Here is a 24622-nt window from a genome sequence, read left to right on the forward strand (position 1 = left end):
GTTTTTTATGCCTAGTTTGAAAATAACTTTTAGTCTAATGATAACTTTTGAAAGACTAATATTTGATTGTTCGCAGGCATCGCATATCTCTCATTTAATGTTAAACGATGTTGTTCTGCTAATTCTATGATGTCTTCTAAATTACGAATGCCGCTGTTTGCATCACGCTGCCGTAAGCTAATATCAAACTGCTGGTTACTCCCACTGGTATAGTGTCCGTTTTCGTTAAATGGCCCGTATACGATCAGCTTTCCGTGTGCAGGTAGTACGCCTCCAACCAAGTTAAATAATTGCTCAACCAAAGGCCAAGAGATTATATGCAGAGTATTGGCCGTAAATACCGCATCATAAGGTGCAGCAACGGCCTCATTCACTGGCACGGGATCGTGAGCTAAATCAAAAGCAAGCGGTGCATATAAGTTAGCGGCAGGATGAGCAGCGTGCCACGCATTGATACTTGCATGATTATTGACAACATCACTGGTTTGCCATGTCAAATGCGCTAATCTGGGTGCAAAATAGACGCTATGCTGACCAGTGCCTGAGCCAACTTCTAACACATGCAGGGAGTCTTTTAGCTCTTTTTGCAAAACAGATAAGGTTGGCTGTTTATTATTTTCGCAAGCTTGTGAAAAGGGTAAGTTGGCTATCATATTAATAAATACCTGCTTCTAATCCAGCGGCAAGTGTCATGGCAAGTTCTTCGACTTGCTCAGTAAATACCTCTTGCCAATCACCTTGTAAAATCAGCGCTTCTTGAATCCATTCCCAGCGCAATCCAGTGGTAATGGTCTTTATGGCAAGCTTGGTACCCGTACCGTCAAACCCAGCTCGAATATAAAGCGCAAACGGCATGCCCTGCTTTTTCTCTAAAACTGGATAATAACAGCGATCAAAAAGTCTTTGGTCAGTCCCGCCATATAAGCCAAGTTCTCAGTCGTGCCTAATAATAATGCATCGGCTGCCAACACATCTTCAGGTTGCGTATCTTGAGGCGATTTGAGTATGACGTTGATATCTAACTCAGGGTGATTAGCGCCATCATAGGCTGCTTGCGCTAGCTTTTTGGTATTCGGTGATGGCGCATGCGCGACAATAAGTAAGGTTTTGCTAGCCATTTCAATCACCTTTATAGAGGTTACTAGTTTTTGGAATTAATAGTCACCTTTTGAATGATATCAGGATGGATACTTTTCGCAACCGGACAAGTAAGCGCAGTGTTATAAAATATTTTTTGCGTTTTATCGTCTAACGCTTGATTAAAAGTAATCTCGACATGTATTTCACTGACACGTCTTGGCTCAGCAGCCATTATTTTAGTCACCTCAGCTGTGGTACCTGCAATGTCGATTTTCATATCACGGGCTTTAATACCAATGATCGTTAGCATACAGCTGGCTAAGCTTGTCGCTAATAGATCAGTCGGTGAAAAAGCCTCACCCTTGCCCTGATTATCTGTTGGCGCATCCGTAATAATGTCATTGTTTGATTGCAAGTGAATAGCACTAGTACGCAAGTCGCCTTGGTAGGTTACTTTTGAAGTTGTCATAGATTTCTCTTATATAGTTATCAATATTAAATATATATTTAAAAATATCTTCCTTCATCTAAATAATATATTTTATTTGTATAATAAAGCTATGGTAGTTAATAGTATTTCTTACCACTTTCATAAAGCAGATTTAGTAAATGGCTTATGGAATAAAGAAGGCATTTGATCTTGTTTTAAATAGAATTTAGGCATTTGATCTTCTTCAATCCAAGCATATCCATTTAGGCGATCTTTTAAAGCACCATATTGTGAAGGCATTGACAACTCATTCATAATCTTTCTCACGAATGAGCGATACCTCCTTCCAACAAAATATTGTTTATATAAGTAAGAAGGAATTGGAAGCTTTACAGCATCATCTCCAGAAACTGAAATACCAAGAATTTTCGTTGGAGGAGCTAACTTTATAAATCTAAGATCTACACCTTTAGACTTTAAAAGATTATCTCCAACAGACATGATTTCACTAACCATTTTAGAATGCTTCTGATATCGTCCTTGTTCCATATCTCTTTCTATTTCAGTAATTCTCTCTCGTATTTCCTGCACTTCTGAATTACTCCGGTAATAAGAAAGTGCTTCGAGATATTCTTGTCCATCAGTACATTCTTTCACTAGCATAGGTATGAAATTAGGAAGCTGAAGTTCGTCTGAGCTAGGAACTAAATCTAAGTCGCTATATGTTTGAAGCATACTCTTTTTAAACCCCTTCATACCGACATTGAAAGATTTAGCAAAATCAGTAGAGTTGTTTGAGCCAGAATTCAAACGATCAAGGAAGTCATACGAAAAAAAATCTCTTAGTGGATGGGACATGTAGGTCAAGTTTAGTTTTGCAGCATATACTTGGTGCCATATATACTGAGTTCCTAACCACGCCATAACTGAAAGCATTCGCTTAACGTGTGGTGATAACTTTCTCCAGCTGACAGGTCTTCCGTCAATACCATGAATTTCAAAATCTTCACCTAGCTTATAATCAGCTGGACTCGCTAAAAAAGCCTCAATTAAAGGGTTCTCTTTTTCAATACCCATAGTCCGAAAAACTAAATAAAATTCCGAACTCGAGTGCTCCCAAATGAATTTACTAAAAGCATTAGCTTGTTCGAAATATTGAGAAAATAAACTTCTGTCAGATCCACTCTTAAATGCTGTAGTCCATGCTTCAGAAAGGGACTTAGAAATAGTCAATAAGTCATTATCTTCTTCTTTAAGAACAGTTTTAAAAGAAAACACAGGATCAGATAACATTTTTTTTCTAGCAGATGTTAAAGATGCTTTATAGGTATCTGGAACAACTATGTTATCACTTAATAAAAAAGCCTCACTAAAGCGTTCAAGAGCAACATGTTCCATATCAAGTAAAGCTGGTTCTTTAGTTGGAGCTTTCCCCAGTGCCCGTTGCACGCTTGAGATTGTTGCATTATCCAATAAAATAGAAGACATTAAAATTATCCCTAGGAAAGTATATAACCCTTAATCTTTAATAATACCATTAAAATAATAAATCTCCACGCAAAAAAAAGCCCCCTCAACAATATTGAGGGGGCTTTTTAGGAATAGAGAGCTGACGATGACCTACTCTCACATGGCCGGAGCCACACTACCATCGGCGCTATGATGTTTCACTTCTGAGTTCGAGAAGGGATCAGGTGGTTCCATCATGCTATTGTCGTCAGCAAAGGGGGTTAGATATGAGTCTGTTGTTTTATGTGACTTATCACACTACTTGACTGAATCAAGCAATAGGTGATATCGAAATAATTAGACTTGTATACAAACCACTTGGGTGTTGTATGGTCAAGCCAAACGAGCAATTAGTACAGGTTAGCTACACGCATCGCTGCGCTTCCACACCCTGCCTATCAACGTCCTAGTCTTGAACGGCTCTTTAGGGAAATCTTATCTTGAGGTAGGCTTCCCGCTTAGATGCTTTCAGCGGTTATCCCATCCGAACGTAGCTACCGGGCAATGCCATTGGCATGACAACCCGAACACCAGTGGTTCGTCCACTCTGGTCCTCTCGTACTAGGAGCAGCTCCTCTCAAATTTCCAACGCCCACGGTAGATAGGGACCGAACTGTCTCACGACGTTCTAAACCCAGCTCGCGTACCTCTTTAAATGGCGAACAGCCATACCCTTAGGACCTGCTTCAGCCCTAGGATGAGATGAGCCGACATCGAGGTGCCAAACACCGCCGTCGATATGAACTCTTGGGCGGTATCAGCCTGTTATCCCCAGAGTACCTTTTATCCGTTGAGCGATGGCCCTTCCATACAGAACCACCGGATCACTAAGACCTACTTTCGTACCTGCTCGACTTGTGGGTCTCGCAGTTAAGCGCGCTTTTGCCTTTATACTCTATGAACGATTTCCGACCGTTCTGAGCGCACCTTCGTACTCCTCCGTTACTCTTTAGGAGGAGACCGCCCCAGTCAAACTACCCACCATACATTGTCCTCGGTACTGTTATACCTGAGTTAGAACCCCGACATGACCAGGGTGGTATTTCAAGATTGGCTCCACAAACACTAGCGTGTCTGCTTCAAAGCCTCCCACCTATCCTGCACAAGTCAGGTCAAAGTTCAATGTAAAGCTGTAGTAAAGGTTCACGGGGTCTTTCCGTCTAGCCGCGGGTACACAGCATCTTCACTGCGATTTCGATTTCACTGAGTCTCTGCTGGAGACAGCGCTGCCATCATTATGTCATTCGTGCAGGTCGGAACTTACCCGACAAGGAATTTCGCTACCTTAGGACCGTTATAGTTACGGCCGCCGTTTACTGGGGCTTCGATCAAGAGCTTCGCTTACGCTAACCCCATCAATTAACCTTCCAGCACCGGGCAGACATCACACCCTATACGTCCACTTTCGTGTTTGCAGAGTGCTGTGTTTTTAATAAACAGTTGCAGCAGCCTGGTATCTGCGACTGCCAATAGCTTACGGAGCAAGTCCTTCACCATCAGCAGCGTACCTTCTCCCGAAGTTACGGTACCATTTTGCCTAGTTCCTTCAGCAGAGTTCTCTCAAGCGCCTTGGTATTCTCTACCTGATCACCTGTGTCGGTTTAGGGTACGATTCGTTTATGACTATCGCTTAGAAGCTTTTCCTGGAAGCATGGTATTTGCCACTTCGCTGTACAAGTACAGCTTGCTATCAGATCTCGGTATGAAATAGCCCGGATTTACCTAAGCTATAAACCTACATCCTTCCACCTGGACAACCATCGCCAGGCTGGCATAACCTTCTCCGTCCCTCCATCGCATCATAAACAAGTATCGGAATATTAACCGATTTCCCATCGACTACGCCTTTCGGCCTCGCCTTAGGGGTCGACTCACCCAGCCCCGATTAACGTTGGACTGGAACCCTTGATCTTCCGGCGTGCGAGCTTTTCACTCGCATTATCGTTACTCACGTCAGCATTCGCTCTTGTGATACCTCCAGCATGCCTTACGACACACCTTCACAGGCTTACACAACGCTCCCCTACCACTTGAAAACAAATTCAAATCCGCAGCTTCGGCTCCTAGTTTGAGCCCCGTTACATCTTCCGCGCGGGCCGACTCGACTAGTGAGCTATTACGCTTTCTTTAAAGGATGGCTGCTTCTAAGCCAACCTCCTAGCTGTCTATGCCTTCCCACCTCGTTTCCCACTTAACTAGGAATTTGGGGCCTTAGCTGGCGGTCTGGGTTGTTTCCCTCTCCACAATGGACGTTAGCACCCACTGTGTGTCTCCCGGATATCACTCATCGGTATTCGGAGTTTGCATCGGTTTGGTAAGTCGGTATGACCCCCTAGCCGAAACAGTGCTCTACCCCCAATGGTGTTCGTCCGAGGCGCTACCTAAATAGCTTTCGGGGAGAACCAGCTATCACCGAGTTTGATTAGCCTTTCACCCCTATCCACAAGTCATCCCCTGGCTTTTCAACGACAGTGGGTTCGGTCCTCCGGTGCCTGTTACGGCACTTTCAACCTGCTCATGGATAGATCACTCGGTTTCGGGTCTATACCCTGCAACTAGACGCCCTATTAAGACTCGGTTTCCCTACGGCTCCCCTAAATGGTTAACCTTGCTACAGAATATAAGTCGCTGACCCATTATACAAAAGGTACGCGGTCACCACGCAAGGTGGCTCCCACTGCTTGTACGCACACGGTTTCAGGTTCTATTTCACTCCCCTCACAGGGGTTCTTTTCGCCTTTCCCTCACGGTACTGGTTCACTATCGGTCAGTCAGGAGTATTTAGCCTTGGAGGATGGTCCCCCCATCTTCAAACAGGATTTCTCGTGCCCCGCTCTACTTAATATGTTAACGCTAATGTTTCGAATACAGGACTATCACCTACTATGGTCAGCTTTCCCACGCTGTTCTTCTACATTAGCATTAATCGGCTTCTCCCCGTTCGCTCGCCGCTACTAGGGGAATCTCAATTGATGTCTCTTCCTAAGGGTACTGAGATGTTTCACTTCCCCTCGTTCGCTTCTTGTACAAGTACAAGATACCTACCTTATGGTAAGTGGGTTTCCCCATTCAGAAATCTCCGGATCACAGGATATTGCCGCCTCCCCGAAGCTTATCGCAGGCTGTCACGTCTTTCATCGCCTCTGACTGCCAAGGCATCCACCATGTGCGCTTAATTACTTGACCATACAACCCCAAGTAGTCTTACTCTTAAAGAGTTTGATTACTAAGTGTTGTCTGTCGTAATTATAACGATATCACCTATGTTTACGCTTGATTCAGTTCTCTTTACTTTTTTAATAACTCACTACTGGGATAACAACTGATGTCGTTAAGTAGTGAGTTATTAAGGTTAATGACGACACGTGAACATGTCATCACTAACCCAGACTCATATCTATGTTTTTAAATAGTCTCTGTGCTCTCGTCAAGTCACAGATTCTGTATAAAACAGAAAGAAGTAATCAATGCCGTCTCGGCTGAATCACTTGTTTCTATTTATACGTATTTAAATATTCTATCTAAAGCATGTCGTTTATAGTGGTGGAGCCAAACGGAGTCGAACCGTTGACCTCCTGCGTGCAAGGCAGGCGCTCTACCAACTGAGCTATGGCCCCATATATATGGTGGGTCTAAGTGGACTTGAACCACTGACCCCCGCGTTATCAACACGGTGCTCTAACCAGCTGAGCTACAGACCCTGAGAAGCGTGTAAAAAAAGCACTGCTTTTTTAGCTTCGCAAGGAGAATCCTTTAAATAGGATTCTCTATAAGCTTGGCTAGCAGTACCTTACATACTAAGCTAATAAACTAAACTAAAGAACAACTTGTTGTGAATTCTTGCTGACCGAATGCGTCTATAAGGAGGTGATCCAGCCGCAGGTTCCCCTACGGCTACCTTGTTACGACTTCACCCCAGTCATCAACCACACCGTGGTGATCGCCTCCCCGAAGGTTAGGCTAACCACTTCTGGTGCAATCAACTCCCATGGTGTGACGGGCGGTGTGTACAAGGCCCGGGAACGTATTCACCGCGGCATTCTGATCCGCGATTACTAGCGATTCCTACTTCATGGAGTCGAGTTGCAGACTCCAATCCGGACTACGATAGGCTTTAAAAGATTCGCATCACATCGCTGTGTAGCTGCCCTCTGTACCTACCATTGTAGCACGTGTGTAGCCCTGGTCGTAAGGGCCATGATGACTTGACGTCGTCCCCGCCTTCCTCCAGTTTGTCACTGGCAGTATCCCTAGAGTTCCCGGCTTAACCCGCTGGTAACTAAGGAAAGGGGTTGCGCTCGTTGCGGGACTTAACCCAACATCTCACGACACGAGCTGACGACAGCCATGCAGCACCTGTATTCTAATTCCCGAAGGCACTCCCGCATCTCTGCAGGATTCTAGATATGTCAAGACCAGGTAAGGTTCTTCGCGTTGCATCGAATTAAACCACATGCTCCACCGCTTGTGCGGGCCCCCGTCAATTCATTTGAGTTTTAACCTTGCGGCCGTACTCCCCAGGCGGTCTACTTATTGCGTTAGCTGCGTCACTAAGTCCTCAAGGGACCCAACGACTAGTAGACATCGTTTACGGCGTGGACTACCAGGGTATCTAATCCTGTTTGCTACCCACGCTTTCGAGCCTCAGTGTCAGTATGATGCCAGGAAGCTGCCTTCGCCATCGGTATTCCTCCAGATCTCTACGCATTTCACCGCTACACCTGGAATTCTACTTCCCTCTCACCTACTCTAGCTCAACAGTATCAGATGCAGTTCCCAGGTTAAGCCCGGGGATTTCACATCTGACTTATCAAGCCACCTACGCTCGCTTTACGCCCAGTAATTCCGATTAACGCTTGCACCCTCTGTATTACCGCGGCTGCTGGCACAGAGTTAGCCGGTGCTTATTCTGCAGCTAATGTCATCGTCTAGGGGTATTAACCCTAGAGTCTTCTTCACTGCTTAAAGTGCTTTACAACCAAAAGGCCTTCTTCACACACGCGGCATGGCTGGATCAGGGTTGCCCCCATTGTCCAATATTCCCCACTGCTGCCTCCCGTAGGAGTCCGGGCCGTGTCTCAGTCCCGGTGTGGCTGATCATCCTCTCAGACCAGCTACAGATCGTCGCCATGGTAGGCCTTTACCCCACCATCTAGCTAATCCGACTTAGGCTCATCTAATAGCGAGAGCAGTAAACTGCCCCCTTTCTCCCGTAGGTCGTATGCGGTATTAATTCGAGTTTCCCCGAGCTATCCCCCACTACTAGGTAGATTCCTAAGTATTACTCACCCGTCCGCCGCTCGTCAGCGAGAAGCAAGCTTCTCCTGTTACCGCTCGACTTGCATGTGTTAAGCCTGCCGCCAGCGTTCAATCTGAGCCATGATCAAACTCTTCAGTTTAATCTTGCTTGAAGTCTTCACTATAAATAGTAAGATGACTCCTAATCTTGGCTCATTCTTTTCTGGCTCGTCGCTCTAAATTATGTTCGTAATGAATTAACTTTGAGTTTTCTTGCTTTAAAGAATGATAATTTTTATAGTTATAAGTCCCCAGATAAACGAGGTCTCACAACTTTATTTTTTAGCATTCTGTGTCAGCAAAAATCCACACAAGTTGTTCTTTAGTTATGCTTTTAAATAGTGTCAAGCTACTGTCGTCCAGTAGATAAGTGTTCTGTATAAAATATCTGACCAATTATTACTTAGACAATACGTCTTTTCTTGATTGGCGAGCCGACTATCATATCACAATGGATTGGGTTGTCAAGCTGTTATTTTATTTAACTTCAACAGGTTAGACGGTTATTAGCTCTCGCTTCTACCATTGCCCTGTCCTGATGAGCTGCGTATTATAGACGTTTAAATGGTTAAGTCAAGGGGTAATTTTATTTAGTTTGAAAGTTTTTATCCAACTACCTAGGTAGTTCAGATAAAACTGCAAACTATCAGCTGATTGGGCAATAGCTACGCTATTATTAATAAGTGGTAATCCACTCCAATCTGCCTTCCCTTTCGACTGGGTGGCATTATACTCGGTTTTAATAGGGGGTCAAGGGGTAACCTCTAAATAATTCAGATTACTCTACTATAACGATGAGGTTTTCCGCTAACTGCTTGTTATAGCTAACAAATCCTCACCTTAACTATTTTAAAGACAAAGGCTTTTCGTCCATTGGCCTGCGTTGTCACCACGCGCGCACTTATACTGCACGCCGTACTGCACCCAGTTCCAATCCAATCCCAATGGTTTCTCTTCTGACTTAAAGCTTATCCGGTAGCGCTCGGCACTAACACTGTCATCCATCAGATCAGAACGAGTAATTATCACCACTGCTACGCCTGGCTGCGATTTTGATGGGAACAAAAAGGTTTGTGCCAAGTCGTAGTCAGCATCCACTTCTGCAGCACCGCCATTAATCAAATGCAGCTTTTGCAGACCACAAGCAATCAGTCCCGTTTCTACAGGACAGGGAGCTGAGGCATAAGTGGCCGTGCGACCATTGACACTTATAAATTTAAAATTGTTAGGATTAGCCGCTTCTGCCCGTGTGATCAGATTCGAGGGTTTGGAAGTTGGCTGATAACTTGCTGATGCCTGAGCATTACCAGCATAAATAGAGGCAGACGCCATAGATAGCATTAGCAGTGATGTATATAACCACTTTGAATGGCAAAAAAGTCCGCGATGGGTTTTAGGTATAGTCATAGTAACCTCGGCTGTCAAAATAAGTAGCAACAGATCCTAATAGTATGTCTCAGATTCTCAATGGAAGCACCTTCAGTTTATATCAGATAGTAATATTGACAACCATAAAAAAAGGGGCTCACCTATTGGTAAGCCCCTTTCTATAATCATTTGCTGTCTATAATTTTAGCTCTTCACTTTAGACTTAATTGTGGTGATGATTCCTGATAACGCATAAATGATGCCAATGGCTAAAATACCCACAGGAATATCGTACAATACAATACTCATCACCAATACCCCAATGATAAGCACGACAAACGGTACTCGTTTTTTATCGAACTCTTTAAAGCTATAATATTTTACATTACTGACCATGAGCAGACCACAGACAACTATCCACATAGCGAACAAGCCCATTACCAGCGCATCGTATTGCCCAACCCACTCATTATGGTCAACCGCGACCATCACGGCAGCCGTCACCAAGATTGCTGCCAGAGGACTTGCCAGCCCAACGAAGTACTCTTTATCGACCTCACCAATCTGCACGTTGAAACGGGCGAGACGGAAAGCTGCGCAAGCGGTGAAAACAAAAGCACAACCAAGACCAAGGCGACCTAATGGCTGCAAAGCGAAACTATAAACCAAAATAGCTGGAGCAACGCCAAAAGCCAACATGTCAGCTAGAGAGTCGTACTGCTCGCCGAATGGGCTTTGAGCATTGAGCATTCGTGCAACTCTACCATCAGCACCGTCAAGGATGGCTGATAAAAAGATCGCCAATGATGCCTTGTAAAACTCGCCTTGAGTACTGGCTAAAATAGAATAAAACCCTGACAACAATGACAAAGTAGTGATCAAGTTAGGTGCCAGATAAACCCCTCGACTGACCACTTGCTTACCTTCAGCGACCTCTGTTTCGATTACCTCAAACGTCAAGCCTTCATAGTCATCATTATCTGCTAAGCGTAGATTGAACTCATGCTCATCAGCAAAAGGTGGCTGAGTCGCAGCGCTCTCCTGTAACAAAAGATCATGTGACGCGCTATCTTTTGGCAGCTTGTTTGATGGATGCTCAGTGGTCATAACAGTTTCCTTATTCTCCAACCAACCAGCGCACATTGGTGGCACTATCAGGAGTCAAATCTGGAGCATCCGCAACTTTGAGATAGGGTTGCAAAAAGCGTAAAATTTCACGGGCATGATTATCAAACTGCCATGGCGGATTGATAATCAGCATGCCAGTACCATTAAGACCGACAGCGATATCATTCGGATAGATATTAAGCTCGCAAACCAACTGACGTCTCATCTCAGTACGTTTAAGCTTTTTGTAAAACAACTCTACCGCATCGATATTCTTGATTGGGAACCAAAGCGCATAAGTACCTTGTGGCCATTTATTATAAGCCGCGACCAACAGATTGATAAGACGGGTAAAGTCTTTGTGCTCTTGCTCGTACGGAGGGTCTAAAAATATTAACCCACGGCGCTCAGCTGGTGGAACCACTGCCGTAATCCCTTCAAACGCATCACGATGATGAATACCAATCGGTAGCTTGTATAGCTGATAGTTAAGCGCATCATATTCACTGGCTTTGGCTTCAAAGGCTTCACCGCGTACGCCTGCATCTGGGTTTTTTTCGACATGATGGGCAATCCACCATGGTGAACCAGGATAGACTTTACTATCATAGGTGAATCTGGCTTGCTTCATGCCTTCCATATAATCTTTGACAGCGGCTGGCGCTTTCGCCATATCGGCATCGTCGATTTGTGACAAAGCTTTGATGCCGCCTTCGGCTTCTCCAGTTTTGCGCGCCTCTTCACTGCTAAGTGAATACAGTCCACGGCCACCATAGGCGTCGAGAACATAAAAAGGTTTGTTTTTTTGCCCTAATTGGTTCAATAGTTGTACTAATAAAATGTGTTTAACCACATCAGCAAAGTTACCAGCGTGGTAGGCGTGTTTATAGTTCATAATTATTCATAATCTGAAAAGTTTAAGTGAGAAAAATTGCATCTATGGTAGCATAGGCAGAGTAAAAGATAACGATGGTTTTGGTAAAAAGGCGTTGATTGATCACTAATCGACAATGGCGAGGTGAAATGACACAGATTAATAGCAACCTTAATGTGACAGACCTAGTGGTTGATAATCCGATAGGTCTAGATAATCCACCATTACTTATGCCTCCTGTAGATGAGGCGAAGGACGAGCCACTTACCCAAGATACGCTTACTTTATCTGATTTTGCAGTGAACTGGGAAAATAGGCTGACTGACTCACAGCTTGATAAGTTGGTGAACGACGGCTGGATAGTTATTGATGACGTATTTGACAATACGGCACTATTAGCCCTACAAGCGGAAAGCGGCTTTATAGACTACCGTGATGCAGAGTTAACGACGGGTGTACGTGTTAGTGATATTCGCGGTGATAAAATCCGCTGGATCACAGAAAACTTCTTTGCTGGCTATTTTTATATGCAGAGTATCAATGCGCTTGGTGTGCTGTTGAATCGTAGCTTGTTCGCTGGTATTCGCCATAGTGAAGCGCATTACGCTTGTTATCCCATTGGCTTTGGCTATCAATGGCATAGTGACAATCCTGCTGGACGTGATGAACGCGTTATTTCGGCAGTGTTTTATCTCAATGATGACTGGACAGCTGATGATGGCGGCGCAGTAGAAATCATTGATAATCACGGGGCCCACCATACGATTATGCCAGTCGCCAATCGCTTAATCATATTCAATAGTGACCTGCAGCATCAAGTGCAAATTGCCCATCGCCAGCGCTACTCTATCGCGACATGGATGCGCCGAGATGGTTTGGTGCCCTTTGTCGAAAATGATAATTAATAAATAACCCTAATACAGTTTAAAAGATAAAAGGTTCATTCATGTCCGACTCTAATAGCCAATCAGCGACCTATCAACAAGCAACCCATCAACAAGCAGCACTGGATTTAAGCATCGCTCTACTCGAACGCCCCTCAGTCACGCCAAATGATGATGGCTGCCAAGACATATTGTCAGCGCGACTAGAGCAAGCAGGCTTTGACTGTGAGTTTATGTATTTTGGTGAGAGAGATAAGACTGGTGAACATGCTGAAGTTAAGAACTTATGGGCGCGCCGTGGTACAGCCGACCCGGTTATTTGCTTCGCTGGTCATACTGATGTCGTGCCAACTGGCGATGTCGATAATTGGACCTATCCGCCATTTACGCCAACCCTCAAAGATGGCTACCTATGGGCTCGCGGCGCTGCTGACATGAAAACAGGCATTGCCGCTTTTACCATCGCAGCCGAACGTTTCGTCGCTAACCACCCTGAACACAACGGCTCTATCGCCTTTTTAATCACCTCAGATGAAGAAGGCCCGTCCATTAATGGGACGGTCAGAGTCATAGAAACCTTGGAAGCGCGTAACGAAAAAATCACGTACTGTCTCGTTGGTGAACCATCAAGTACCGACACTCTTGGCGACATTATCAAAAACGGTCGCCGCGGCTCGTTGGGCGCAGTGCTCACCGTCACTGGCAAGCAAGGTCACGTCGCCTATCCGCACCTTGCGTCTAATCCTATCCATGCCGCTACCTCAGCATTGGCTGAATTAACGGCTGCGACATGGGATGCTGGTAACGATTACTTCCCTGCGACTTCACTTCAAATCTCAAATATCAATGGTGGCACGGGCGCAACCAATGTCATTCCTGAGACGCTTGAAGTTATCTTTAACTTCCGCTTTTCTACTGAAACGACGGAAGATGAATTAAAAGCAAAAACTCACGCCATCTTTGACAAGCACTTCAAAGACAGCAAAGCCAGTTATGACATTGATTGGAAATTATCTGGTCAACCGTTTTTAACCGCTGAAGGTAAATTGGTTTCAGCATGCCAGCAAGCGATTAAAAAGGTGATTGACATTGACACTACCTTGTCAACCTCTGGCGGTACATCGGACGGACGCTTTATCGCGCCGACTGGTGCACAAGTCGTTGAGCTTGGTGTGCGTAATGCCACCATCCATCAGGTTGATGAAAAAGTAGAGGTCGATGATTTGGGTAAATTGGCACAAATATATGAAGGAATTTTGGAGCATTTATTGCTGGATTAACTCTGTGTCACTCTAACAAAAAAGCGTTACTTATTGGATAAGTAACGCTTTTTTCGTTCTAAAACCTTGTGTTTTGATAATTTTATTCTATACCAATATAGACATCTACTTGTGATTGGCTGACATAGTGTTCAAAATCGACGTTATACAATCGATTATGCTCACAACTTGGGTCATTAAAATAAGCACATGCCTTTTGCCAAGCAGTAATCACAGCGATAGGCATCGCCCCTTGCTCACTAAATACCACGTACTTGCCTGCTGGAATGGTCACGACTGTTAAATCTAAACTTCCATCACTAGTCAACGCTGTATGTTGCTCACAACTGGCAGTCACATCAAAGGCACCATGCGCATCGCTCTCGTAATTATGATAAATACCATAAGCGGCGCTACCTGCTGGTAGTTTAGAGAAAATATTTTGATAGAATGATAGCCATAATGTGCCAAGTTTCGCAGTAACTGGGTTCAATTCTTGTTGATTGGTGGTTCTGATAGTTAAGCCTTGGCATGCTATCGTTTCAGTGAGCGTTTTGATATTAATGGTCATTAGAGTCTCTATTGTAGTATTTGTCTAAAGTGTAAGGTGTGTTGCTTATCAGGGTCTGTTTTTTTAATACCTTTATTCGATACCAATATAAAGATCCACTTGCCCATACTCTAGATTGCCACCGATATAATGTTCAAAATCGACATTATAAGACCGTGTATGCTCACAGCTAGGGTTATTAAAATATTCCCAAGCTTTTTCCCAAGCATCCATGACCGTATCTGGCATGCTGCCCTTTTCTGAGAAGACCAGATACCTCCCTGCAGGAATAGCCACTGTTACGACGTCGCTAGAATGAGCAGCGCTAAGGATGTTTTCAGCACTAAGAACGTTACTGTCTTCATTACTGTCTTCGTCACTATCCTGCCCTTCTACTGGCTCACTTTTTACTTTCCAGCTGGCCACTACATCGAAAGCGCCTACTAGATCATCACTCTCGTAGTTATGATAAACACCGTAAATATCCTCACCTTCAGAGAGATGCTCCACATGGTTTTGATAAAACTTTTGCCACAACCCACCCAATTTAGCAGTGTCAAAGCTGATTTCTGCGTTATTCGTGGTACGAACACTGATACCTTTACAAACTATCGCTTCGGATAGCTCTTTGGTTTGTGAAGTCATGTGCTTCCTATCCTATTTATTTATATAGTTTTTATTTGATATTTTAGGCAAGTTAGAAGAGTCGAACTAGTCGGCTTCATCAATCCAATTCATTTGAATCGCCTCTAAAATGCCTTCATTTGATCTTTGTGGGTCATCATCAAAGTTTTCAAGCTCTGTCACCCAGCGATGCAAATCGGTAAAACGAATGTACTGCGGGTCTGTCTCTGGGAACTTTTCATAAAGCTCAATAGCGATATCTAAGCTGTCTGTCCATTTTAATTTTTGCGGGTTCATAGTAGCTCCTTATTTGTTGATATTAACTCTTAATGTTAGTTCTTAATGGTTTTCTAAAAAACGTTATCGACTTAATTGTCAATTTGACAGCCCCTATCCTATCAAACTTCGCCAGATGATTATAGCCAAGTTCGTTATACCGTCTCTGTTGCTGTAGGCGGCTAGGCAGATTTGACAGCCACTTGATGTTTATTCCACGTAGTAATGACATCGGTCAGCTGCTCACCTGTCATATCTAATATATCTGGTGTGCATTTACCCTTTTTATCCATCAACACAAACTTACTCATACCGACACTCATAAGTTGGTCTTTGACAAAAAATCGATGCTCAAAATACACATATTTTTTATCCCAACCGACAAGCTGACTGTTCAGCGTCATTTTGTCCAAAAACTTAATCTCTTTAAGATAAACCATCTCTTGCATGGCGATTACCCAGTCTAGGGTTTTGATGCCTTTTTGGTGACAGCAAGCGATTAGCCAGCGCGTGACATTAAGCTCAATAAAAGACAAATAGCGATAATTGGGCAGATGATCACGAAAGCCCATATCATGTGGCAGCACCCGATAACGACGACTAACTGGCGCGCTTAATGTCTCGATACTAAGACGCTCACTCAGCGACTGGCGTTTGAGCTGCTGCTGGAGCAGACCGTACATAATAAAAAAACGCAGTAACATGTTCATAGATAGCTCTCTTAACTGTTATTTCTCTAAAGGATGGTTGAATATAAACGCTGTCTACCTTAACGCAAAAAAGCCACCCCAGTGACTTTTTTATTTGCAAGATTGTCGTGAATACCTATGTTTAAAACCCATTTTGAAGATTAATGACCAGCGCCATTGATACTACGCACCATCTCTTCCACCATCTTTTTGGCATCGCCAAAGATCATCATGGTTTTGTCCATGTAAAACAAGCTGTTATCAAGTCCTGCATAACCCGTGCTCATCGAACGCTTGATAACCATGACGGTTTGCGCCTTTGTCACCTCTAGGATGGGCATACCAAATATCGGTGAAGTCGGATCATCTTTGGCAGAGGGGTTGACGACATCATTGGCACCTATCACTAACACCACATCGGTACTAGCAAAGTCTGAGTTAATCTCATCCATTTCCATAATGTCATCATAAGGCACATCCGCTTCTGCCAATAGTACGTTCATATGACCAGGCATACGGCCAGCCACTGGATGAATGGCAAAACGAACGTTTACGCCTTCTTCTTTTAAGAGCTCATATAACTCTTTGACCGCATTTTGTGCTCGGCCTTGTGCCATACCATAGCCAGGGACGATAATAACATCGCTCGCATTGGCCATTAAGAATCCAGCATCTTCTGCTGAGCCTGACTTATAGGTTTTAGGAGCGCCATCGCCATCATCTGCGGCGACTGCAGCAGTGCCCATACCACCAAACAAGACATTAAGCAGTGAGCGGTTCATGGCTTTACACATGATGTAAGATAGAATGGCACCTGATGAACCGACCAGCGAACCTGCGATAATCAGCATCGAGTTGCCAAGGGTAAAACCAATACCTGCAGCCGCCCAACCTGAGAATGAGTTCAATAGTGACACAACCACTGGCATATCACCGCCACCGATTGGCGCAATCCACATCCAACCAAAGATAACCGCAATCACTGCCATGGCATAAAAAGCAGGCAATGAATCAGTGACAAAATACACGCCACCAAAGGCAATCATCGCAATGAATAAAATAGCCTGTACTGGTTTAACCCAGCTACCAACCAGTGTCTTCGCCCAGCTCTTCGCCGCCAACTTACCAAAAGCAAAGACTGACGCTGAAAAGGTAATCGCACCGATGAAGCAACCGATGAATAGCTCTACTCGAGCAACCGCACCATGCTGTTGTTCAGTATGTAGTACCGTGGCAAGCGCAATCGCTACCGCAGCCAGACCGACAAATGAATGCATCAAGGCGACCGTTTCTGGCATTTGAGTCATGGCGACTGTTTTTGCCTTCCACATACCAACGATAGCCCCCAAAATCATGGCACCAATAATCATCCACAGTACTGGGCCTTCCGCTAAGAAGAACGTAGTGACAACGGCAATCGCCATTGCTGCCATACCAAAGCGGTTACCGCGAATGGCTGTTTTTGGACTAGAGAGACCGCGCAGGGTCAAGACAAATAATATCGCACCGATTAGATAGAACCAGTCAGCATTACTCGCAATTATATTGGTAAAATCACTCATGCGTCACCCCCAGCTTCTTTTGTTACCACTGGTGCTTTTTTCTCTTTGGGCTTAAACATTGCGAGCATACGTTCAGTCACAGCAAAGCCACCAAAAATGTTAACGCTGGCCAAAAATACCGCAAATGCACCGAGCAAACTGGTTGGCGTAAATACAGAGCCATCAATAGTCACGGTCTGCAGCATGGCGCCCACAATGACGATACTCGATAGGGCGTTGGTTACGGCCATCAATGGCGTGTGCAGGGCTGGTGTTACTCCCCAAACCACGTAATACCCGACAAATATAGCGAGTACAAACACGGTAAAAATTGCTACAAATGGCGTGCTACTCATAGCATCTCCAACTTGAGCTGCTGCTAAAACAGTGGCAATCATCTTATCCTCCTAAAAATTTATTCGTTACTGGCAAAGCAATATGGTAAGTATTCAATATTTAGCGTTTAGCAAGGCGTACCTGACCCTCGTGGGTCATTGCTAGCGCGCCTTGAATCTCATCTTCCATATCTAAGTGGAGAGCCAGTTTGTTGGATGCAGCCTTGTCTGTCGCTTCTGTCGCTTCATCAGAGGCAATTAAGGTGGTGATAAAATTGACCAGATTATTGGCATACAAATCTGAAGACTGTGCCGCTAGCATTGAAGGTATATTGGCAGCGCCAACAATACGCACTCCATTTGGAGTAGTAATGGTTTCATTGGCCACGCTACCCTCGACATTACCGCCCGTCGCTGCCGCCATATCAATGAGTACCGAACCCGCTTTCATTTTGGCAAGCGTTGCTCCATGTACCAAGCGCGGGGCGTTACGACCAGGAATCTGGGCCGTTGTGATGACGATGTCAGCAGCGCTTAAGGCTTTATCCACTACCGCTGCTTGGTCTTTGATATACTGCTCTGATGGTGTCCACGCATAGCCGCCAGTCGCTTTGGCTTTTTGTGCTTCGTCTTCGCTCATCGGCACATCCAGCCATTTACCACCAAGCGACTCTACCTGCTCTTTGGCAGCAGGACGTAAGTCACTGGCTTCGACGACTGCGCCCAAGCGCTTGGCAGTAGCGATCGCTTGCAAGCCTGCAACTCCGACGCCTAAGATGACGACTTTGGCAGGTTTAACCGTACCCGCTGAGGTCATAAACATCGGAAACGGACGCGAATATTCGTTGGCCGCCAGCAATACCGCCTTGTAACCTGCAAGGTTGGCTTGTGAAGACAAGACGTCCATATTTTGCGCACGCGATAAGGTACGTGGTAATAACTCCATGGCAAAAGCGGTGGCACCTTTGGCAGCGTAAGTATCGATCTGAGTATTACGGTAAGGGTCGAGCATACCAATGACTATCTGACCAGAAGCCAAGCTGTCAGTCACCTCAGTAGGCAAATCATTCACCGTTGTGATAATTTGAGACTGGTTGACTACTTCAGCGCTACTATTTGCAATATCGGCACCAGCAGCCTGATACAATTCATCAGCATAATACGCTGCTTGACCGGCACCGGACTGGATGACGACCTCAAACCCGAGTTTACGCAGTTTTTTCACCGCGTCTGGGGTTAGCGCTACGCGGCTCTCGCTTGCGATATCTGCGCTGATTACACCGATTTTCATACCGTCTCCTTACGTCTGAATACATTACTGGCCCATACACATGTCATTTGAATCACAAGACGTACAGGGCAAAAAAATTTGATCCGCTCTATATCATAAAGTTGAATCAAAGGTTATCAATTTAATAAATGATAGAGTGTTCTTCATCAAGTCTTTTTATTATAGAGACATCGTTTACTAATTTTCATTGTCTATTGATGACCAACTAGTAAATAAAAAGTTATGGATTTATGCCATACATATAAACTTTGTTGTTATGTTGGCAGTTTTTATCACTCATACCGTCCATTCTAGTAGCGCCTGAACGATAAAGCTTGATGCAGATGTTTCGATAATACTGCAAACACGATTGATAATGTTACAATTTTGATGTGAATTGACCAAAATCTCATGAACTATAAGGAATAACTATGTATTTTTTACTTTCCCCTGCCAAGTCTTTGAATGAAACAGATCAAGTACCTGTCAATCTTGGGAATTATTACAGCCAACCTGAGCTTATAGAGCACTCGCAAGCACTAATGAAGATACTGAAGTCCAAAGAGCCAATAGATCTGCAAGAGCTGATGAGCATCTCTGATGATCTTGCCCAACTCAATGCTGAACGCAATCAACAATGGAGCTGGAGCGAGGATAAACCGTTTGATGATCAGAATGCCAAACCAGCGGGTTATTTGTTCGATGGTGATGTGTACACTGGTCTGGATATGTATCACATGGATAAAGAAACAGCCATTTATGTCAATGAGCATCTAGGCATTTTATCGGGTCTTTATGGCGTCATAAAACCGCTGGATTTGATTCAGCCGTATCGCTTAGAGATGGGCACCAAGCTAAAAAACGAGCGCGGTGATAACTTATATGAGTTTTGGGGCGAAGAAGTCACTGACGTAATCAACGCCCGCATGGCTGATAGCGATAACAAGGTCTTGGTTAACTTGGCCTCTAATGAATATTTTAAATCGGTAAAAAAGAAAGCGTTAAATGCTGAGATTATCACGCCACGATTTGAAGATGAAAAAAACGGCAACTATAAAGTGATTGCCTTTTATGCCAAAAAAGCCCGTGGGCTAATGGTGAAGTATGCTGCGGATAATAAACTCACCAATGCTGAGCAATTAAAGCAGTTTGACCTGGCGGGATATTATTATGTCGATGAGCTGTCTGATGATAAGACTTGGACATTTAGGCGCGATGAGGCAGATGCGTAATCATTACGCTAAAACAGACTGAAATTGTATAACAAAACCCCGATAAGCTTAGCCTATCGGGGTTTTGTTTGAACTAGGTTTAACAAGTACGTTATGACAAAGTCATACTTCTAGCGAAAAGCGTTTTATGGATTGACTAAAGCAGTACGACTAGGCAACCAAGTGAAGATTGTACTTATAGTACATCGAACGAGGTTAACAACGTCGTACAAACTTAGTCGAGGCATAAATTACATCATACCGCCCATTCCACCCATACCGCCCATTCCACCGGCACCGCCCATAGCAGCCATACCATCATCACTCTCAGGTAGATCAGTGATCATGGCTTCAGTGGTCAGCATGAGACCTGCGACAGAGGCAGCGTTCTCAAGTGCTGAACGTGCTACTTTGGCAGGATCTAGGATACCCATCTCTAGCATATCGCCATATACGCCAGTCGCTGCGTTGTAACCATAGTTACCGCTACCGCTCTTCACTTCGTTGACCACAACTGAAGCTTCTTCGCCTGAGTTGGTCACGATTTGACGTAATGGTGCTTCCATTGCGCGACGTAAGATATTCATACCAGCGTTTTGGTCGTCGTTATCACCACGTAGCTCAGACAAGGCACTCATCGCACGTACTAATGCAACACCGCCACCAGGGACAACGCCTTCTTCAACCGCTGCACGAGTCGCATGTAGCGCATCATCAACACGGTCTTTTTTCTCTTTCATTTCTGTTTCAGTCGCTGCGCCAACTTTGATAACGGCAACGCCGCCAGCTAGTTTTGCAACACGCTCTTGTAGCTTTTCTTTATCGTAGTCAGAAGTAGACTCTTCGATTTGACGGTTGATAGACTCAACACGCGCTTCGATGTCAGCTTTTTGACCAGCGCCATCAACGATGACGGTGTTTTCTTTACCGACAGTGACTTTCTTCGCAGTACCAAGTTGCTCAATTGTCGCTTCTTCTAGGCTTAGGCCAATCTCTTCAGAGATAACCGTACCGCCTGTTAGGATTGCGATGTCTTGTAGCATGGCTTTACGACGATCGCCAAAACCTGGTGCTTTAACCGCACAAGTTTTTAGGCCGCCACGCATGTTGTTTACAACCAAGGTAGCCAATGCTTCGTTTTCTACGTCTTCAGCGATGATTAGCAGTGGTTTGCTTTGCTGCATGACTTGCTCAAGTAGTGGCACGATCTCACGGATGTTGCTGATTTTTTTATCAACCAGTAGGATATACGGGTTTTCAAACTCAGCGGTTAAGCTGTCTTGCTTGTTCGCAAAGTACGGGCTGATATAACCACGGTCAAACTGCATACCTTCCACAACTTCTAAGGTATCTTCAAAGCTTGAACCTTCTTCAACAGTGATAACGCCTTGCTTACCCACTTTTTCCATCGCTTGCGAAATCAACTCACCGATTTTGGTGTCTGAGTTTGCAGAGATAGAACCAACCTGAGCAATCGCTTTATGATCATCAGCTGGGGTCGATAGCTTATGGATTTCTTTAACCGCTTCGCGTACTGCTTTGTCGATACCGCGCTTTAGATCCATTGGATTCATGCCAGCGGCAACTGACTTCATGCCTTCTTGCAAGATTGACTGAGCCAATACTGTTGCGGTTGTCGTACCATCACCAGCGACATCATTGGTGCGGCTAGCGACTTCGCGAACGAGCTGTGCGCCCATGTTTTCAAACTTATTTTCAAGCTCAATTTCTTTGGCAACTGATACACCATCTTTGGTGATGGTTGGCGCGCCGAAAGATTTGTCAATTACCACGTTACGACCTTTAGGGCCTAAAGTAACTTTTACTGCGTTTGCTAGAACGTTGACACCGTCCATCATTTGTTTACGGGCATCAATGCCGAATTTTACGTCTTTTGCCATGTTAAATTACTCCACTATTATAAGTATGAGAATGCAATTGAATGATTTGCTTATATTGTTATAAATGTACTGAGCTAAAAATGCGCTTAGCATAAAACATGCCTAAAGCGATTAGCCTTCTAGCACACCCAATACATCAGATTCTTTCATAATAAGTAGTTCATCACCGTCAACTTTTACGGTTTGACCAGCATACTGACCGAACAAAATTTTGTCGCCAACTTTTACATCTAACGCGCGAATCTCGCCGTTGTCACGAATCTGGCCGTTGCCAGTTGCCAACACTTCACCTTGTGAGGGTTTTTCTTGTGCTGAACCTGGTAGTAAAATACCACCGGCAGTTTTTTGCTCTTCTTCTACGCGGCGGACAACAATACGGTCATGTAAAGGACGAATGTTCATCGATATGACTCCAAAAGGTTAGTTAAATTGATTGGTTAAATAAAAAATCACTTGGTTTAATGGTCTCAACGGACATTATCTTAACAACTCGCTTTCGTTTAAAAAACATCTTCTAAGATAAGCCTTGAGCTTGTATCAAAAAGTGGGGGCAAGAGGAGTTTGCTTCAAGTGTAAACTCAAAAAATATTACAAGAATACCCTGAAAAATGAATTATTGTGGCATTGGATGCCTTGTTTCATCGAATCATAACCATGATTATCAAATACTTGTGCATAGAACCAATAGTCTGAGGCTGCGAATATTAGATCATTAACAGTGCATAATCAGGCTTAGCGTTTGCGGTTGTTGTTTTGAAGCACAGATTTTGAAGGATAGGTTTTAAAGGATAGAAAATACCGACTAACCAGTACCTTTGGCAACATAGGGTTACCTAGCTTGAGAGTTGAGCGTTTTTAGCAACATTGGCTACAAGACCCAAACGGCCAAAACCACCCCAGCCCTTGAAAATGTAACAGAGTATGACCATTATAAGTACTGACAACATAATAATAGCTAATAAGTATCCAAACCAAATTAAGGAATCTACATGACCGCATTATTTTCTATAAAAAATAATTCTAACAATACAAATCGCAGCAAGCCCAAATTTCTATCTATGTTTACCACGGGAGTTGGTATTGCCGCTATTGGAGCCCTAAGTATGACAGCCCCTACCCTTGCCAGTGCCAAAGTGGTGCAGCCCTCCAGTGCTAACTACAACTTTACTGTAGAAGACAAATACAAAGGTACCGCTACTCGCACACTAAGCAAGTCAGGTAGTACGTGGAAGTATGATGTTAGGGCTCGCGTCGCTGGTGTCGCTAGTGCCTCGCAAAGTAGTACTTTTACACTTTCAGGAAATAACGTCACGCCAGCTCAAGCCAGTACTACCTATAAATTATTTGGCATTGGACGCACTCATAACCTCAATTATAATAGTGGTAAAAAACAAGTCGCCAGTACTTATAGAGGTAAAACAGTCAATTTGAATATGGCGCAACAAGCCTTTGATGACTTGAGCCTTGAGGTACAAATTCGCCAAGATCTACTTAACGGTAAGTTCTCTGGTAATTACTATATGGCCAGAAAAGACAAGATTGAAAAGACACCTTTTAAAAGGTCTGGTAACACCAAGGTCACTGTCCCAGCTGGAACCTTTGATACCGTGCGTGTCGACCGTGTCCATGATGACAATAGCCGCTCAACCAGTTTTTGGCTTGCTCCTAGCTTAGATTATCTGCCTGTGAAAGTTATGCAGGTAAACGATGGCAAAAAAATGGACTTGGAACTAACCAAAGTAAACTAAGCGACTGCTTATAAGCTGCTGGTTAATAGTTGATGGTTAACACAAAGAAGGCGGCGCTCTCTCATTAGAGCGCCGCCTTCTTTTGCTTTCAAGATAGGAGACTCGTCTAGCGAGAACGTGGCTGCTTCACGACATTATTCATCGATGGCAGGCGTTTTAGCAGTATAAATAGCCAAACGTTTATCATGAGTAACAAAGTAAAATCAATCAGATAAACTACCAGTTCTGCCCAGCTGCTGCCATAGGCACGAGTGAAGAGCACCACACCGCTAGCGCCCAGATACACCAAGGTCAACATACTGCCCACTAGCAGGGCATAAGGTGAGCGTCCACGTAGTACCCAAGGGGTCAGGATAAATGCTGGTAGCAGCCATAATGCTTGCCATGCCACGCCGCCGACAACATCAGGGTTCATAGGATTAAAAACACTGATCAGCACAGGCAACCCAAGCAAGCGGTAGATTACCCACGCCAGCCAAGTAACCATCAAGCGTTGACGGATGGGTGCAATAGGCTTTTGGGGCTTAGCAGCTTTGCTAGGATTTTTGGCAGACACAGGCTTAGATGGCGCTGCTATAGGTGCTACGTCATTATCGGTAATTAATGACGGCGAGGTACTGGCTTTATCGCTATTATCATGACTATTAGACATCAGATGGGGTGTTTTC

Annotated in this window: 22 protein-coding genes, 2 tRNA genes and 3 rRNA genes; 4 read left to right on the forward strand and 23 right to left on the reverse strand. The window is 44.4% G+C overall.

The genetic code is table 11. The annotated features are described in order from the left end of the window. Positions 1 to 29: 29 nt before the first annotated feature. The 13 genes from JMX03_RS10925 to JMX03_RS10980 form a co-directional block, all read right to left on the reverse strand. Positions 30 to 653, reverse strand: coding sequence for a DUF938 domain-containing protein (locus JMX03_RS10925; protein ID WP_201596752.1), 624 nt, complete (start codon positions 651 to 653; stop codon positions 30 to 32). Between the two features lies 1 nt (position 654). After that, positions 655 to 855 carry a hypothetical protein gene (locus tag JMX03_RS15410; RefSeq protein WP_265090476.1) on the reverse strand — a complete coding sequence of 67 codons (201 nt, stop codon included), beginning with the start codon at positions 853 to 855 and terminating at the stop codon, positions 655 to 657. Positions 856 to 869: 14 nt separating this feature from the next. Beyond that, complete coding sequence (locus JMX03_RS15415) at positions 870 to 1118, reverse strand: NADPH-dependent FMN reductase family protein (protein WP_265090477.1); 249 nt, start codon at positions 1116 to 1118, stop codon at positions 870 to 872. 23 nt (positions 1119 to 1141) lie between these two features. Further along, positions 1142 to 1549, reverse strand: a complete 408-nt coding sequence (locus JMX03_RS10935; RefSeq protein WP_201596754.1) for an OsmC family protein — start codon at positions 1547 to 1549, stop codon at positions 1142 to 1144. A gap of 120 nt (positions 1550 to 1669) precedes the next feature. Then, positions 1670 to 2998 carry a hypothetical protein gene (locus JMX03_RS10940; RefSeq protein ID WP_201596756.1) on the reverse strand — a complete coding sequence of 443 codons (1329 nt, stop codon included), beginning with the start codon at positions 2996 to 2998 and terminating at the stop codon, positions 1670 to 1672. Between the two features lie 119 nt (positions 2999 to 3117). Further along, positions 3118 to 3232, reverse strand: a 5S ribosomal RNA gene (gene rrf, locus JMX03_RS10945). Positions 3233 to 3348: 116 nt separating this feature from the next. Next, positions 3349 to 6205 (reverse strand): 23S ribosomal RNA (locus JMX03_RS10950). Positions 6206 to 6560: 355 nt separating this feature from the next. Next, a tRNA-Ala gene (locus JMX03_RS10955) sits at positions 6561 to 6636 on the reverse strand. Positions 6637 to 6643: 7 nt separating this feature from the next. Next, positions 6644 to 6720 (reverse strand) — tRNA-Ile (locus tag JMX03_RS10960). A 159-nt stretch (positions 6721 to 6879) separates the two neighbouring features. Next, positions 6880 to 8418, reverse strand: a 16S ribosomal RNA gene (locus JMX03_RS10965). The 16S, 23S and 5S rRNA genes sit together here with 2 tRNA genes alongside, the layout of an rRNA operon. A gap of 748 nt (positions 8419 to 9166) precedes the next feature. Next, positions 9167 to 9649, reverse strand: coding sequence for a hypothetical protein (locus JMX03_RS10970; protein ID WP_201596758.1), 483 nt, complete (start codon positions 9647 to 9649; stop codon positions 9167 to 9169). A 240-nt stretch (positions 9650 to 9889) separates the two neighbouring features. Next, entirely contained in the window at positions 9890 to 10792 is a 903-nt protein-coding gene (gene pssA / locus JMX03_RS10975; RefSeq protein WP_201596760.1) for a CDP-diacylglycerol--serine O-phosphatidyltransferase, read from the reverse strand. A 10-nt stretch (positions 10793 to 10802) separates the two neighbouring features. Then, the gene (locus JMX03_RS10980) at positions 10803 to 11687 is read right to left on the reverse strand and encodes a 23S rRNA (adenine(2030)-N(6))-methyltransferase RlmJ (protein ID WP_201596762.1); all 885 of its coding nucleotides are present in this window, start codon (positions 11685 to 11687) and stop codon (positions 10803 to 10805) included. 128 nt (positions 11688 to 11815) lie between these two features. Between JMX03_RS10980 and JMX03_RS10985 the strand changes: the two genes are divergently transcribed. Beyond that, positions 11816 to 12571, forward strand: coding sequence for a 2OG-Fe(II) oxygenase (locus JMX03_RS10985; RefSeq protein ID WP_201574075.1), 756 nt, complete (start codon positions 11816 to 11818; stop codon positions 12569 to 12571). A gap of 41 nt (positions 12572 to 12612) precedes the next feature. Next, the gene (gene dapE, locus JMX03_RS10990) at positions 12613 to 13830 is read left to right on the forward strand and encodes a succinyl-diaminopimelate desuccinylase (protein ID WP_201596764.1); all 1218 of its coding nucleotides are present in this window, start codon (positions 12613 to 12615) and stop codon (positions 13828 to 13830) included. A gap of 82 nt (positions 13831 to 13912) precedes the next feature. Here dapE and JMX03_RS10995 read toward each other — a convergent pair whose 3' ends face one another. The 7 genes from JMX03_RS10995 to JMX03_RS11025 all read right to left on the reverse strand — a co-directional run bounded on the left by JMX03_RS10995 (position 13913) and on the right by JMX03_RS11025 (position 19115). Next, positions 13913 to 14380: a GyrI-like domain-containing protein gene (locus JMX03_RS10995; protein ID WP_201596766.1), complete on the reverse strand. Its 468-nt coding sequence runs from the start codon at positions 14378 to 14380 to the stop codon at positions 13913 to 13915. Positions 14381 to 14452: 72 nt separating this feature from the next. Beyond that, complete coding sequence (locus JMX03_RS11000; protein ID WP_201596768.1) at positions 14453 to 15004, reverse strand: GyrI-like domain-containing protein; 552 nt, start codon at positions 15002 to 15004, stop codon at positions 14453 to 14455. 66 nt (positions 15005 to 15070) lie between these two features. After that, complete coding sequence (gene iscX / locus JMX03_RS11005) at positions 15071 to 15280, reverse strand: Fe-S cluster assembly protein IscX (protein ID WP_201574071.1); 210 nt, start codon at positions 15278 to 15280, stop codon at positions 15071 to 15073. Between the two features lie 161 nt (positions 15281 to 15441). Next, the gene (locus JMX03_RS11010) at positions 15442 to 15969 is read right to left on the reverse strand and encodes an acyl-CoA thioesterase (RefSeq protein WP_201596770.1); all 528 of its coding nucleotides are present in this window, start codon (positions 15967 to 15969) and stop codon (positions 15442 to 15444) included. Positions 15970 to 16109: 140 nt separating this feature from the next. Beyond that, a complete protein-coding gene (locus JMX03_RS11015) occupies positions 16110 to 17510 on the reverse strand; it encodes an NAD(P)(+) transhydrogenase (Re/Si-specific) subunit beta (protein WP_201574069.1) in 1401 nt (466 codons plus the stop codon). Continuing rightward, complete coding sequence (locus tag JMX03_RS11020; RefSeq protein ID WP_201598058.1) at positions 17507 to 17845, reverse strand: proton-translocating transhydrogenase family protein; 339 nt, start codon at positions 17843 to 17845, stop codon at positions 17507 to 17509. Before JMX03_RS11020 ends, JMX03_RS11015 begins: the two co-directional genes overlap by 4 nt. 100 nt (positions 17846 to 17945) lie before the next feature. Beyond that, a complete protein-coding gene (locus JMX03_RS11025; protein WP_201596772.1) occupies positions 17946 to 19115 on the reverse strand; it encodes an NAD(P) transhydrogenase subunit alpha in 1170 nt (389 codons plus the stop codon). Positions 19116 to 19525: 410 nt separating this feature from the next. Here JMX03_RS11025 and yaaA point away from each other — a divergent pair, with 410 nt between their 5' ends. Continuing rightward, a complete protein-coding gene (gene yaaA, locus JMX03_RS11030; RefSeq protein WP_201596774.1) occupies positions 19526 to 20326 on the forward strand; it encodes a peroxide stress protein YaaA in 801 nt (266 codons plus the stop codon). A gap of 230 nt (positions 20327 to 20556) precedes the next feature. On the opposite strand, the gene groL is transcribed toward yaaA, so the two are convergent. Continuing rightward, entirely contained in the window at positions 20557 to 22206 is a 1650-nt protein-coding gene (gene groL / locus JMX03_RS11035) for a chaperonin GroEL (protein ID WP_201596776.1), read from the reverse strand. 111 nt (positions 22207 to 22317) lie between these two features. Then, on the reverse strand, positions 22318 to 22608 hold the full coding sequence (locus JMX03_RS11040) for a co-chaperone GroES (protein WP_201574065.1): 291 nt from the start codon (positions 22606 to 22608) through the stop codon (positions 22318 to 22320). A 587-nt stretch (positions 22609 to 23195) separates the two neighbouring features. Between JMX03_RS11040 and JMX03_RS11045 the strand changes: the two genes are divergently transcribed. Then, a complete protein-coding gene (locus JMX03_RS11045; RefSeq protein ID WP_201596778.1) occupies positions 23196 to 23954 on the forward strand; it encodes a DUF3108 domain-containing protein in 759 nt (252 codons plus the stop codon). A gap of 106 nt (positions 23955 to 24060) precedes the next feature. Here the strand turns inward: JMX03_RS11045 and JMX03_RS11050 are convergent, their stop codons facing one another. Further along, positions 24061 to 24606 carry a hypothetical protein gene (locus tag JMX03_RS11050; RefSeq protein ID WP_227677631.1) on the reverse strand — a complete coding sequence of 182 codons (546 nt, stop codon included), beginning with the start codon at positions 24604 to 24606 and terminating at the stop codon, positions 24061 to 24063. Between the last annotated feature and the right edge of the window lie 16 nt (positions 24607 to 24622).

The organism is Psychrobacter fulvigenes, from assembly GCF_904846155.1.
Taxonomy (GTDB): domain Bacteria; phylum Pseudomonadota; class Gammaproteobacteria; order Pseudomonadales; family Moraxellaceae; genus Psychrobacter; species Psychrobacter fulvigenes.

Coding starts and splice junctions, on each gene's coding strand:
- JMX03_RS10980 (WP_201596762.1), bottom strand. CDS start 11,687: ATGAACTATAAACACGCCTACCACGCTGGTAACTTTGCTGATGTGGTT.
- JMX03_RS10970 (WP_201596758.1), bottom strand. CDS start 9,649: ATGGCGTCTGCCTCTATTTATGCTGGTAATGCTCAGGCATCAGCAAGT.
- iscX (WP_201574071.1), bottom strand. CDS start 15,280: ATGAACCCGCAAAAATTAAAATGGACAGACAGCTTAGATATCGCTATT.
- JMX03_RS11025 (WP_201596772.1), bottom strand. CDS start 19,115: ATGAAAATCGGTGTAATCAGCGCAGATATCGCAAGCGAGAGCCGCGTA.
- JMX03_RS11020 (WP_201598058.1), bottom strand. CDS start 17,845: ATGAGTAGCACGCCATTTGTAGCAATTTTTACCGTGTTTGTACTCGCT.
- JMX03_RS11045 (WP_201596778.1), top strand. CDS start 23,196: ATGACCGCATTATTTTCTATAAAAAATAATTCTAACAATACAAATCGC.
- dapE (WP_201596764.1), top strand. CDS start 12,613: ATGTCCGACTCTAATAGCCAATCAGCGACCTATCAACAAGCAACCCAT.
- JMX03_RS10940 (WP_201596756.1), bottom strand. CDS start 2,998: ATGTCTTCTATTTTATTGGATAATGCAACAATCTCAAGCGTGCAACGG.
- JMX03_RS11015 (WP_201574069.1), bottom strand. CDS start 17,510: ATGAGTGATTTTACCAATATAATTGCGAGTAATGCTGACTGGTTCTAT.
- JMX03_RS10985 (WP_201574075.1), top strand. CDS start 11,816: ATGACACAGATTAATAGCAACCTTAATGTGACAGACCTAGTGGTTGAT.
- JMX03_RS11010 (WP_201596770.1), bottom strand. CDS start 15,969: ATGAACATGTTACTGCGTTTTTTTATTATGTACGGTCTGCTCCAGCAG.
- JMX03_RS11000 (WP_201596768.1), bottom strand. CDS start 15,004: ATGACTTCACAAACCAAAGAGCTATCCGAAGCGATAGTTTGTAAAGGT.
- JMX03_RS11050 (WP_227677631.1), bottom strand. CDS start 24,606: ATGTCTAATAGTCATGATAATAGCGATAAAGCCAGTACCTCGCCGTCA.
- JMX03_RS15415 (WP_265090477.1), bottom strand. CDS start 1,118: ATGGCTAGCAAAACCTTACTTATTGTCGCGCATGCGCCATCACCGAAT.
- pssA (WP_201596760.1), bottom strand. CDS start 10,792: ATGACCACTGAGCATCCATCAAACAAGCTGCCAAAAGATAGCGCGTCA.
- yaaA (WP_201596774.1), top strand. CDS start 19,526: ATGTATTTTTTACTTTCCCCTGCCAAGTCTTTGAATGAAACAGATCAA.
- JMX03_RS10995 (WP_201596766.1), bottom strand. CDS start 14,380: ATGACCATTAATATCAAAACGCTCACTGAAACGATAGCATGCCAAGGC.
- JMX03_RS11040 (WP_201574065.1), bottom strand. CDS start 22,608: ATGAACATTCGTCCTTTACATGACCGTATTGTTGTCCGCCGCGTAGAA.
- JMX03_RS10925 (WP_201596752.1), bottom strand. CDS start 653: ATGATAGCCAACTTACCCTTTTCACAAGCTTGCGAAAATAATAAACAG.
- groL (WP_201596776.1), bottom strand. CDS start 22,206: ATGGCAAAAGACGTAAAATTCGGCATTGATGCCCGTAAACAAATGATG.
- JMX03_RS15410 (WP_265090476.1), bottom strand. CDS start 855: ATGCCGTTTGCGCTTTATATTCGAGCTGGGTTTGACGGTACGGGTACC.
- JMX03_RS10935 (WP_201596754.1), bottom strand. CDS start 1,549: ATGACAACTTCAAAAGTAACCTACCAAGGCGACTTGCGTACTAGTGCT.